The 12,065-nt window shown below is 27.8% G+C and carries 11 protein-coding genes; 10 read left to right on the top strand and 1 reads right to left on the bottom strand.

Going from position 1 to position 12,065, the window contains the following annotated elements; all coding sequences use genetic code 11:
- Positions 1–260: 260 nt before the first annotated feature.
- The 8 genes from JOD41_RS01800 (at position 261) to JOD41_RS01765 (ending at position 7,003) form a co-directional block, all read left to right on the top strand.
- The gene (locus tag JOD41_RS01800; protein WP_205051335.1) at positions 261–986 is read left to right on the top strand and encodes an acyl-[acyl-carrier-protein] thioesterase; all 726 of its coding nucleotides are present in this window, start codon (positions 261–263) and stop codon (positions 984–986) included.
- Between the two features lie 70 nt (positions 987–1,056).
- Complete coding sequence (locus JOD41_RS01795) at positions 1,057–1,806, top strand: peptidylprolyl isomerase (RefSeq protein ID WP_239540861.1); 750 nt, start codon at positions 1,057–1,059, stop codon at positions 1,804–1,806.
- A gap of 7 nt (positions 1,807–1,813) precedes the next feature.
- Positions 1,814–3,145, top strand: coding sequence for a GTP pyrophosphokinase (locus tag JOD41_RS01790; RefSeq protein ID WP_205051334.1), 1,332 nt, complete (start codon positions 1,814–1,816; stop codon positions 3,143–3,145).
- Between the two features lie 48 nt (positions 3,146–3,193).
- A complete protein-coding gene (locus JOD41_RS01785) occupies positions 3,194–4,648 on the top strand; it encodes an aminoacyl-histidine dipeptidase (protein ID WP_205051333.1) in 1,455 nt (484 codons plus the stop codon).
- Positions 4,649–4,662: 14 nt separating this feature from the next.
- Entirely contained in the window at positions 4,663–4,998 is a 336-nt protein-coding gene (locus JOD41_RS01780) for a DUF1292 domain-containing protein (protein WP_156702002.1), read from the top strand.
- 8 nt (positions 4,999–5,006) lie between these two features.
- Positions 5,007–5,915 carry a tRNA modification radical SAM protein MnmL/YtqA gene (mnmL, locus tag JOD41_RS01775; protein WP_205051332.1) on the top strand — a complete coding sequence of 303 codons (909 nt, stop codon included), beginning with the start codon at positions 5,007–5,009 and terminating at the stop codon, positions 5,913–5,915.
- The gene (locus tag JOD41_RS01770; protein WP_156701996.1) at positions 5,912–6,337 is read left to right on the top strand and encodes a hypothetical protein; all 426 of its coding nucleotides are present in this window, start codon (positions 5,912–5,914) and stop codon (positions 6,335–6,337) included. Before mnmL ends, JOD41_RS01770 begins: the two co-directional genes overlap by 4 nt.
- Positions 6,338–6,448: 111 nt before the next feature.
- Positions 6,449–7,003 carry a DUF6648 family protein gene (locus JOD41_RS01765; protein WP_156701994.1) on the top strand — a complete coding sequence of 185 codons (555 nt, stop codon included), beginning with the start codon at positions 6,449–6,451 and terminating at the stop codon, positions 7,001–7,003.
- Positions 7,004–7,063: 60 nt separating this feature from the next.
- Here the strand turns inward: JOD41_RS01765 and JOD41_RS01760 are convergent, their stop codons facing one another.
- Positions 7,064–8,680, bottom strand: coding sequence for an alanyl-tRNS synthetase (locus JOD41_RS01760; RefSeq protein WP_205051331.1), 1,617 nt, complete (start codon positions 8,678–8,680; stop codon positions 7,064–7,066).
- Positions 8,681–8,756: 76 nt separating this feature from the next.
- Between JOD41_RS01760 and JOD41_RS01755 the strand changes: the two genes are divergently transcribed.
- Positions 8,757–11,030 (top strand): DNA internalization-related competence protein ComEC/Rec2, encoded by a 2,274-nt coding sequence (locus tag JOD41_RS01755; protein WP_205051330.1) that lies wholly within the window; start codon positions 8,757–8,759, stop codon positions 11,028–11,030.
- Positions 11,002–12,015, top strand: coding sequence for a DNA polymerase III subunit delta (gene holA / locus JOD41_RS01750; protein ID WP_205051329.1), 1,014 nt, complete (start codon positions 11,002–11,004; stop codon positions 12,013–12,015). The genes JOD41_RS01755 and holA overlap by 29 nt, the downstream gene beginning before the upstream one ends.
- Positions 12,016–12,065: the final 50 nt, after the last annotated feature.

Here is a 12,065-nt window from a genome sequence, read left to right as displayed (position 1 = left end):
TACATTTATTTTGTTATAAAATTGCTTTCATTTTTTTTAAAATGTTTAGGCTGTGAAACCTTTAGAGCATCCGCCGATTTTCGATAACTCTACCCCTCGTCAGCCACTTGGGCTCAGGCGCTTTAATTATTTTTATCTCTTCTGTTGATTTTAACATAAGCCCTATTTAAAGTAAACTTTTAAAGATTTTGTAAGCTTTTTGAAAAATATAATAAAAAAATTTTAAAAATTATTGTGTTAAAATATATTTGGAGGCAAAAATGAATAAATATTCAAGAGAATTTATTGTGGAAGAATTTTTATGTAGATATAAGGAACTTCCTCTTAATCATATAATTAATTATTTAATAGAAACTTCAAATTGTCACTCTAAATCTATGGGACTTAGTAATGAAGAATTAGTTAAAAATGGCTATACCTGGATGCTTTATAAGTGGAAGATAAATATTTTAAAGTATCCAAAAGCCTTTGAAAAAATAAACATTATAACTTGGACAAGTTCTTTTAAAAGCCTAATAACTTCGCGTGAATATGAAATATTTTTGGGAAGTGAAAAAATTGCAAGTGCTACAGCCAATTTTTTATTAGTTGATTTAAAAACTATAAAGCCAATAAGTATTCCTAAAAAAATTATTGAAATTTATAAAATTTATGATGTGAAAAATTTTGATAAAATAGAAAGAATTAATGAGCCTAAAGATTTAGAAACTGTAAATAATTTTGATTATAAGATATTAAAAAGAGATATTGACTTTAACAAGCATGTAAACAACAGTATTTATGCAGAACTTTTATATGAAGCATTACCAACTAAGTTTTCTAAAGTAAAATTTACTGATATAAACATAAATTACACAAAGGAATTAAAACTAGGAGATCATGTCTATATAGATGTATATGCCAAAGAAAATGGCTTATATTTTTTCTTTAAAAATAGAGAGAGAAATATAATGTATGCAAGAGTTTTAACAGAGTATATTAGTTGAAAAAAAATTTTTCAAATGGTAACATTACTTATAGAAAACTTATAATTTGATATATATTATGGAGGCAATAATGGATAAAGATAAACTTTTAGCAGAGGTTAATGGCAAGAAAATTACAGGAGTAGATTATAATTTATTTATAGATTCTTTAAATCCACAACTTAAACAATATTTTGGTGGAGAAGAAATGAATAAAGATGTTGTAAATGAACTTGTTTATCAAACACTTTTATATGAAGATGCAATAGAAAAGGGCATGGATAAAGAGGATGAATTTACACAAGTTGTAGAAAAAACTAGAGAAAGTATGCTAAAGACTTATGCTCTTGGAAAACTTCTTGCTACTGTAAAGGTTACTGATGACGATATTAAAAAATTCTATGAAGATAATAAAGAAGCTTTCAAAGAAAATGAAAGTGCCAATGCATCTCACATTTTAGTTGAAGAAGAAGACAAGGCTAAAGAAATTTACGAAAAAATTAAAAATGGCGAAGACTTTGCAGCCCTAGCAAGAGAATTTTCTACTTGTCCTTCAAAGGAAAAGGGTGGAGATCTTGGAACTTTCACTAAAGGACAAATGGTTAAAGAATTTGAAGATGCTGTATTTAATGGTGAAGTTGGAACAGTTACAGAACCTGTTAAAACACAATTTGGCTATCACATCATTAAAGTCAATGAAAAAAATGAAGGAAGAGACCTTGATTTTGATGAAGTGAAAGATAAAATAGCTGAGCAAGTTAGAAGACAAAAGGAACAAGAACTTTATAGTAAAAAAATATCTGAACTTAAAGATAAATACCAAGTGAAAATGAATATCTAGGTGAAATATGAAACTTGAGCTTTTTAATTATATCGATGATGTACTAGATCTTTTTGATTATCATAAAATTGAACTTGCAGGAGTTAATAAAGAGCTTAAAAAGTATTTTTCTGATTTACTAGCTGATGATGACAGACTTACAAATATTACCACGAGAATTAAGACTCAGGAATCTCTTCGTGAAAAATTAATTAGAAGAAATTTTTTCATGAGATTTCCTGATCCAGTTCGTGGATTTAAATATATCCAAGACCTAGTTGGTATTAGAGTGGAATGTCGTTTTATTAAAGATGAAGAAGCTTTATATAAAAAAATTATTGAGGATTTCACTATTAAATCTGATAGGGGTTATTATAAATCTACTATAAATAAAAAGATAAGACTTAAATTAGATGACCCACAGCCTCAGACTCTTGCAAATGGTTTCACAATGTTTAAACTTGATGGTGAATATGACACAGGTTCATTTATTTATTGTTTTGAACTTCAAATAAAATCTTTTGTAAATGTATTTTGGGGAGAAATAGATCACAAGCTTCTCTATAAAAATTATAATTATATTATTACAGAAGGCTTTTTTAGGGAAATTTTGAATTCAATTAATGACAATTTGAAGATGATCGATAAGCAACTCATGATTTTATACGATCACGTGAAAAAGCAAGATGCATCAGAGATTATTTCTGCTGAAATTCAGTTAAAAAAACTTCTTTCAAAGATTCTTCACGATGTCTTTACTAGAAAAATTCACGATGAACTTGGACTATTCATAAATATTAAAACAATTACTGATGTTGTAGTAGATTTTTTATTTATGAAGTCTAGTAAAAATAAAGATCTAAGCTACGGAGAAAATTTTATCAATTTAATAAATAAAATTAATTCTGTATCTGGAAGTGGATTAAATGTTGAAGAATACATAGTTTTTGAAAACAAACCAAAATATTATGACAACTTTTCAAAGGATATAACTAAAATTCTTGAAAAAGTTATAAATAACGACTTAGATTGGAATATTTTAATTAAAATTATTAAATTAATTACACAAGAATCCTACGGAGAAATTTTTACAGAATTTATTATTTTTGTAAGATGCGAATATATGATGTGTCTTTCAAAACTTTTTGAAAGTAAAAACATATCCAAGGATGACCAAGATGAAATAAAAAATATATTTTTGTCATCAGTAATTGATGAATTTAGAGAAACACCTTCTATAGATTTTCTTTTAAAGATATCATTAAAAAAATTTAATTCTGTAATATGTGAAATAGAAAAAAGTGATGCCACAAGCTTGGTAAAAATCATTAAAATATTTAAGGACAATTACACTTTTTAAACTATAAATATTTTTTCTACTCATGTATAATGTAGGTGGGAGGTTTAAATGAAAGATATAAATACCTTATTAGAGAACAGAATTTTTTATTACTTTGATAAATTAACTAAAATTCCAAGATGTTCCTTTGAAGAAGAAAAAATTAGAGCTTATTTAATTGGATTTGCAAAAGAACATAATTTGGAATATAAAACTGACAAAATAGGAAACATTGTAATCATTAAAGAGGCGACAAAGGGCTATGAAAATGTTGATAGCATCATTTTGCAAGGCCATATGGACATGGTTTGCGAAAAAACTCCTGAATGCACAATTGACTTTTCTAAGGATGCCATAAAATATGAAATAGATGGCGACTTTATTATAGCACGTGAGACAACTCTTGGAGCAGACAATGGAATAGCAGTTGCTATGACTCTTGCTCTATTAGAATCTGATGAATATAAACATCCAAAGATTGAAGCACTTTTCACAGTCAACGAAGAAAGTGGAATGACTGGAGCAGCAAATCTTGAAAAAGGAATGGTTACTTCAAAGAGACTTTTAAATATTGATTCTGAAACTGAAGGTGTTGGATGTATTTCTTGTGCTGGTGCAGAAAGAGACCTAATAAAATTACAAAAAGAATACAAAGAGTTAGATAAAAATAAAAATCTTTATGAAATAATTGTAAATGGACTAAAGGGTGGACACTCTGGTCAAGAAATTCAAGTTGGTCTAGGCAATGCAGTAAAAATTCTTGGCAGAAGTCTTTATAGAATTTTTGAAAAAGTTGATGGAGACTTAGTTGAAATAGAAGGCGGAGCAAAACCTAATGCCATCCCAAGATATGCAAGGGCTCTTGTTGCAATAAATGAAAGTGACATCAAAATAATCCAAGACCTTATAGTAGAGCTGAACTCTAATTTTGTTACAGAACTTGGAAAAGTTGATCCTGATGTGAGATTAAATTTTGAAAAATCAAAGTTAAATAGGGATAAAGCCTTTACTGATGAACTTAAAAATAAAATTATTAGTCTATTAAATATTTTGCCTAATGGTGTAATTGCAATGAGTAAAAATATTGAAGCTTTAGTAGAAACTTCTGTAAATGTGGGAGTAATTGAAAATAAAGAAGCATCAGTAAATATTATTTCAAATATTAGATCTTCAGTTCAATCTTCTAAGGAATATATTGGTCTTGTAAATAAAATTGCAGCAGATAATTTTGGTGCAGAAATAGAAATTATAACAAAATACCCTGCATGGGAATACAAAGAACATTCAGAACTTCGTGAAGTTGCAAAGAAGGCTTATAAAGAAGTAAGCGGCAAAGAATTTAAACTTGAAGCAATTCATGCTGGCCTTGAATGTGGGATCTTTGTAGAAACTATTGGCGATATCGATATGCTTTCAATTGGACCTAATATGAAGGGAGTTCACGCACCTGGCGAGCACCTTTCAATTTCATCAACTGAAAGAGTATTTGATTTCTTAATAAAAATACTAGAAAATTTAAAATAAATTTGGAGGATATTATGAGTAACGAAGAAAAAAAATTACATGAACACGACGAAAATTGCGAATGTGGATGCGGACACGACCACGAAGAAGAAGGTTATGAAACTATAACACTTACACTTGATGATGACAGTGAAATGGTGTGTATAGTTCTTGGAATCTTTGAATGTGAAGGAAATGATTACATTGCACTTCTTCCTGAAAATGAAGAAGATGGCGAAGATGTATTCATTTACAAGTACAGTGAAGTTAATGAAGATGAAGTAGAACTTGATGTTATTGAATCAGAAGAAGAATTTGAAAAAGTTTCAAAAACTTTTGAAGAAATTTTTGATGACGAGGAAGAAGAATAATTTTCTAAATGACTTATAGAAAATATTCTGATTTTCTTAGAGAGAAGTTTGGCGAAAAAGTTTATAAACTTCCTGTTAAACTTGATTTAACTTGTCCCAATAGGGACGGAACTTGTGGAGTGGGTGGCTGCATTTTTTGTGGCGAAGAAGGTGGCTCTTTTGAAAATAATTTTGGCACTGTAAGAGAGCAAATTTTAAAAAATAAAGACCACATAAAAAATAAATATAAGGCAAATAAATATATTGCCTATTTTCAAAATTTCACTAACACCTATATGCCCTTTGAGGATTTTAAAAGAGTAATTGAAGAATCTTTAATAGAAGATGTCGTAGGTGTCAGTATATCCACAAGACCAGACTATCTACCTAAGAAACATCTCGACTTTTTGGAAGAGCTAAACAAAAATTATTTTGTGACAGTTGAAATTGGTCTTCAGACGCCAAATTATCACAGCCTGAAAAAATTAAATAGAGGACATGGTCTTTCTGAATTTATCGATGCTGCAATTAAATTAAAAAAGAGAAATTTAAATGTCTGCACTCATATAATTATAGGACTTCCTTGGGATGATGACTTAGATATTATTGAGTGTGCGAAAATTTTAAATGTTCTTAACATCGATGAAGTTAAGATTCACGCCCTTTACATCTTAAAAGATACGGCTCTTGGAAAGATGTATGAAAGAGGAGAAATTGATCCAATTTCTTTAGATGATTACAAGAAAAAAGTTATACTCTTTTTAAGAAATCTTAAAGATGATATAATAGTGGAAAGAATAATAGGAAGAGCACCTTATGAAAATTCTCTTTTTTGCAATTGGAATACTTCCTGGTGGAAAATTAGAGACGAGATTATAGAAGTTATGCATGAAAATGGATACACTCAAGGTGATCTAGTGAAAGGAGAAATACTATGATAAAGTATATTTTAGGGAGCAAAGGCTCTGGTAAGACAAGATGGTTAATCGACAACGCTAATGACGACATGAAAAAGGGCGATGGAAATATTGCTTTTGTAGAAGTTGATGACGATCACATCTTTAGTTTAGATTACAATGTAAGACTTATTAATGCAACTGAATACAGACTAAACTCAATTGAAAGTTTTTATGGTTTTATTTGTGGACTTCTTGCAATGGATTATGACCTACACAAAATATATGTTGATGGAATTTACAAAGTATTGACACTTAATATTGAAGATTTAGAACATCTTTACAATAAAGTTTCTAAAATTCCTGATGCAGAAAATAAAGAAATCTATATTAATGTTGATTATCTAAAGGAAGACATGCCTGAATCTCTAAAGGATCACTGTCTAGAAGTAACTAGTAAATAAGGTGTTATAAGTGGATAGAAAAACAATGGCTAGAATTATTGCTATATTACTTGTTATTGCAATGATAGTACCAGTAATTCTAAGTGCAAGATGGTGAAGTAATGGTGCTTCGTGGAATTTAAGAAAAAAAAAGGACTATTTGAAGATTTTTTTGAACACAGATCTTTTCTCATAATGCAATATACAAATGGAGATCTCTCCAAGAGAGAGTTTTTGGAAAAAAATTTTGATTATTTCCAAATGAGAAATGCCAGACCTTATATTAAAGTGGATTCTTATGAAAAGGGAATGTATAATTACCAGTATTACAATGTAATGGCAAAGTATTATAGAGCCCTATCTAAAGATGTAAGGAATACAAAAAAACATTCAAAGTACTATAATTATTATTTAAATTTAACAAATAAATATTATGAGCTTAAAGATAAATCTGTCTTAAATATTTTAAAGATACAAGATTTTAGAAATACCAAGGCTTATTACATCAAGTGCCAGTCAAAGGCACTGAGAAATGAACTTTATGAAATAGTCTTAGAGGATAAAAAAGAGGCTATATTTCATTCAAAGGCTCCTTGGCTTTTAAGAATTTTAAAAGAAGAAAATATTTTTGACAACCAAATGAAGACTTCCATTATTGATCACTATATAAACGAAAAATATTATTAAAATAAGGCTGCTAGTTTTACCTAGCAGCCAATTTTTTTTAATTATATTTTACTTATCTTTTTATTTAACTTCTCTTTTTATCTCAATTAAAAAGCTTTCCATAATTCTAGTTATATCTTTTTCTTTACATTCTAAGTCCAAGGTGTACATATTGCCTGTGCCCTTAAAGTCAAAATGGTCCTTTAATTTTTCAAAGATTTTCTTCAAATCAAAATTTAAATTCATGGAGCGAAGGATAATAATTTTTGATCTATTGCCATTTTTAAGCCCATAAATTTGTATAAAGTTATCGTCCTTTAAAATGTAGCTAGAAATTTCACGAAGTTCCTTTAAATTTACGTCTTCAAGAACTTTGTAAATGTAATTTATTCCAGAGACTTCTGTGGAAAATCTTTTAAAAGATTCTACTGCTTCATAAAAAATCGGAGGTTTTTCACTAGAGTTTATAGACTTATTTTGGCTAAGCTTATTTTTAATTTCTTTATCCTCTTTTTCTTCATCATTTATTTTTTTGACATCTATTTTATTTTTTTGTTGGTACTCTATTTTATTTTCCCCTTCATCCTTTTTATTTTCAAATTTTTTATTTAAATTTTTAAAGGATTCAAGCTTATATTTTTCGTGGAAGAATTTAGAATCGTATTTTTCTTTTTTTGCCTCTTCATTAAATTTTGTATCTTCTAAAACTTTTTTGGATTCCTGATTTTTTTTATTATCATGAAAATTTTCATGGGATAAAGAGCCTTTTTCTAAAAGAGAAGAATTTTCTACTTCGGAATTTTTTGCTTTTTCAGTAACTTTTCCAGACTGAGAAATTTTTTCTATTTCTTTTGTGTTTTCTTTTTTATCAAAATTTTCTAAGCATAGATTTTTTGGTAATTCATATTTTCTATCCTCTTTTGGGAGTTCTTCTGCCTCATGTATTTTTTCTTTTTCAGGCATTTTTTCTCTATCAGAGAAATTTTTTGCTTTTAATTTTTTTACATCTGAAAATACATTTTCTATGCTGTCGCTATTTAAGTACATCTTCATATTGTCTAGGAGGTTAAGCGAATTTCTGGCAAGCCTGTAGGCATTTTCTCCTGAGACAATACTTAATCTAATAAAGGAATTTACTTTATCGACTGAAGAAATAAAGACCATTCCAATTTCTCCAGTCCTCTTTAAGGAAGGACCTTCATAGGAAATTTCTGCCAGCCTTTCAATTTTTATGTGTTCCTCAAAATTTTCAATGGATAAATTTGAAAAGATGGCATAATTGACAAGAGATTCAATATTTTTTACAGTCATAAATTTGAAATCCTTAGCTGCAATGTCTATATAGGAGGAATTTTTTTCCACCTTATAATTTAAAATTTCTGAATTTGTGTTGCTAGATAAAAAATATCTTACCAAGGCATTGCCAAGATTTTCCTGCATCATTAAAAGTCTATTTTTCCAATTTATTTCAATTTCAACTTCATTTTTATTTTCATCAATTTTAAAATAGTTTTTGTTGCCAGATAAAAATACTGGATCTTCTCCATTTATTTTTATATCATCTGCTAAAAGTTTTTCACTTCCAGTGAAGAAAGGTGGATTTTCAAGCTTTCCATAAGTAATTCCGTCGCGATTTATTTTATCAATTATTTCTAATTTGTAATTTTTTTTGTAAGAGTTTTTGTATTTTGAATTCATAATTACCTCCTCTAATATATTATCATATTTCGTGACTTGACGCTTTAAAAAGATATATAATAAGAAGGGGGTGCTTATGTATTTATTTGCAGCAATTATTTTTGGAATATTACTTTCAATCTTTACAAAAATAAGTTTATTAAAGGCATTATTTTTTCTTATGCTATCAATAATTCTTCTAGCACAAAAGAATAAGATGAAATTATACATTTTTCCCCTTATTACTTTTTTAGTTTTTACAAATTTTTCATTTAGAAATTATAATCTCAATGATTTTTCTGGCATGGTCACTGGAAAAGTTATATCATCAAGCGAAAATAAATCTATTTTAAAGACATCTTCTATAAATGGAAAAAATTTTAAGACAAAAATTTTAATTTACGAAAAGCTAGAAAGGGGAGCAGGTTATAAAATTGCGGGAAAATTCACATCTCCTCTTCCTTCCATGAATGAAGGAAGCTTTGACTACAATAAAAATTATAAGGCACAGGGAATTTATGCCATAGGAAATATAAAAAATTCTAAAAAAATTTATAAAGCCAATATATTTTATAAAATTAGCAATTCTATTACAGACAGGGCAAAAAAGTTCTTTGTAGAAAATTTAGATGAAAAAAACTCTAATATCATTACTTCAATTGTCATTGCTGACAGATCTCTTTTAGATCAAGGGGATAGAGATAGATTAAATATGCTGGGAATGAGTCATATTTTGGCAGTGTCAGGTCTTCACATTGGAGTTCTCGTAGTTTTTTTAGAAAGTATAATAAAAGGACTTACAAAAAATAAAAAACTAACAGATATTCTTGTAACCTTGATAATTCTTTTCTATCTTTTTATAATTGGCTTTCCTATTTCAGCCACGAGGGCATTTTTGTTTTATATTCTCTACAAAGGAAATATCTATTTAAAAAAAGATTTAGACCTGAAAAAAATATATTTTTTAAGTCTTGGCATTATTTTATTTATAAATCCTATGTCAATTTATTCGATTTCACTTATTCTGTCCTATGGAGCGATTTTTGGACTAGTTTTTGTCTATCCATTTCTTGATAGCAGGATTGTAGCTAGTAGTCTTTTAAAAAAATCTTTTATTGGGACTGCTTCTGTAATAATTTCTCTTTTTCCTTTAATAAATTATTATTTTGATGGTTTTTCAATTTTAGTTTTTCTTTCTAATTTAATAATTGTGCCAATTTATACTTTTATAATTTCTCTTGGATTTATTTTAGGACTGGGAATTTTTCCAAGTTTTATAGGAAAAATTTTAAATATTTTAATGAATGCAACTTTTGGACTTGAAAGTCTCTTTATTTCAAAGGGTAGTTTATTTCTAAAAATAAATGCTTTTAAATTTAATTATATTTTTATCTATTACATATTGCTTCTTATGATTTTATATAGGCACAAGTTAAGAGAAATTATTGAGCCAAATATTAAAATAATTGAAATTTATATGGCAGTATTTTTTGTTTTTACATATCTTGGAATTTTAAGAGATTACAATACTTATAGGGAGTGCCATTTATACGTTGACCAAGGAGATTGCACACTTATAAGCTATAGGGGCAAAAATTATTTAATAGATACAGGAGGGGCAAGGAAGGAAAATAAAATTTTTGAAAAATTTTTATTTCCCACTTTAAAGGTACGTGGAATTTCAAAGATTGACGGAATTTTTCTATCTCACTTTGACGAAGATCACGCAGGAAATTTAAATAAAATCATAAAAAAATATAAAGTTAAAAATATTTTTATCAACCACTTACCAGATAACCCAGAAATATTAAAAAATGCAGAAAATTTTTCTAATATTGTAATGCTAAAAAAAGGCGATAAAATAAATATTTGTAGGGACACTATTGCAGAAGTCCTTTGCGATAATAAAAATAGTGAAGAAGAAAATGACAATTCCATGGTTCTTCTTATAAATCATAGGGGTTTTAAAACACTTTTTACTGGAGATATTTCAGAAAATGTTGAGAAAAAAATAAATAGAAATATTGATATTTTAAAAGTTGCACATCATGGTTCAAAAACTTCCACTTCTTATGATCTTTTAGAAAATACAAGACCTAAAATTGCTGTAATTTCAGCTGGAGTCAATAATTCCTATGGTCATCCTCATGAAGAAGTGCTCCAGAATTTGGAAAAACATGGTATTATATACTATGTTACATTAAGAGATGGAGAAGTGGATTTTAATATTTTTAGAGACAAACTAAGGACAGAAACTAAAATTCACCAAGAAGATTATTATTTATATATTTTACTTATATTTATAAATTCAATTTTACTTTATAGGGCAGCGAGGGAAAATTATGAATTACAAAAAAATTTACAAAGATGATACTCATAGTGGAGCCTATCTATTTTTTGGCAAAGAAAAATATTTAATGGAAAATGCTATTGGATATCTTTTAAATAAATATGTAAAGGGAAGTGAAGCCTTTAATTATATAAAATTTAAGGGTGTTGAAGCAAAACCTGAGGATATTATTTCTGCTTGCGAAACTTATCCTGTAATGAATGACAAAAAAGTTGTTTTAGTAAGAGATGTCACTGATTTTATTGGAGAATATGACTTAAAAAAATCTTTTTATGAATTTTTAGACAATTTATCTGATTTTGTAGTTTTAATTTTTTGGGACACCGCAAACATTAAAAAGACGACAAAATTTTATAAATATTTTCAAAAAAACCATAGAGATATAGATTTTGGGAAATTAAGTCCAGTAGATGCAAATAGATTTGTAAAATCTTATTTTTTGAGAAAAGGCAAGAAAATTAATGATAGGGAGGCAGCTCTTTTTATTAAGGAAAGTGGATATACTTCAAAAAATGAAGATGTTGTCCTACTTGACTTAAATTCTGAAATGGATAAAATCGCAGCAGCTGCAAAAAGTGACCTTATAAGTGAAAGTGACATAAGAAATTTAATCACAGAAAATATTGACACAAATATTTTCGCATTTTTAGATTCTATGATGCAGAGAAATAGCGAGATAGCCCTAGTTGAATTTCACAATATAGTAAAATTAGGGGAAGAGTATCCCATAATTTTTTATCATATAATTAGGCAAGTAAAAAACCTTTTGTCCTATAAAATTTTGTCTGAAAAAAATATTAGTCATGCAGAAATTATGAATAAAATGGGAGTGTCAAAGTTTGAATTTGATAAAAAAATAAAGATCTATGAGAGGAACTTTTCTAAAGAATTTTTGATAGATTTTTACGAGGAATTAATAAGGGCAGATGAATTTTTTAAAACTTCATCAGTTGACGAGAAAGTAATTTTTGAGACTCTTATTATAAAATATTGCCAAAAGTCATAGTTAAATTTTCTATTATAAAAATTCCTTGCAATCAATGTAAATTCGTGGTA

The organism is Peptoniphilus gorbachii (assembly GCF_016908115.1).
In the GTDB taxonomy this organism is placed as follows: Bacteria; Bacillota; Clostridia; order Tissierellales; family Peptoniphilaceae; genus Peptoniphilus_A; species Peptoniphilus_A gorbachii.
Note: the sequence above shows the minus strand (reverse complement) of the source record. Positions and strands in the feature narration are given on the sequence as shown.

Coding starts and splice junctions, on each gene's coding strand:
- JOD41_RS01800 (WP_205051335.1), top strand. CDS start 261: ATGAATAAATATTCAAGAGAATTTATTGTGGAAGAATTTTTATGTAGA.
- JOD41_RS01795 (WP_239540861.1), top strand. CDS start 1,057: ATGGATAAAGATAAACTTTTAGCAGAGGTTAATGGCAAGAAAATTACA.
- JOD41_RS01790 (WP_205051334.1), top strand. CDS start 1,814: ATGAAACTTGAGCTTTTTAATTATATCGATGATGTACTAGATCTTTTT.
- JOD41_RS01785 (WP_205051333.1), top strand. CDS start 3,194: ATGAAAGATATAAATACCTTATTAGAGAACAGAATTTTTTATTACTTT.
- JOD41_RS01780 (WP_156702002.1), top strand. CDS start 4,663: ATGAGTAACGAAGAAAAAAAATTACATGAACACGACGAAAATTGCGAA.
- mnmL (WP_205051332.1), top strand. CDS start 5,007: ATGACTTATAGAAAATATTCTGATTTTCTTAGAGAGAAGTTTGGCGAA.
- JOD41_RS01770 (WP_156701996.1), top strand. CDS start 5,912: ATGATAAAGTATATTTTAGGGAGCAAAGGCTCTGGTAAGACAAGATGG.
- JOD41_RS01760 (WP_205051331.1), bottom strand. CDS start 8,680: ATGAATTCAAAATACAAAAACTCTTACAAAAAAAATTACAAATTAGAA.
- JOD41_RS01755 (WP_205051330.1), top strand. CDS start 8,757: ATGTATTTATTTGCAGCAATTATTTTTGGAATATTACTTTCAATCTTT.
- holA (WP_205051329.1), top strand. CDS start 11,002: ATGAATTACAAAAAAATTTACAAAGATGATACTCATAGTGGAGCCTAT.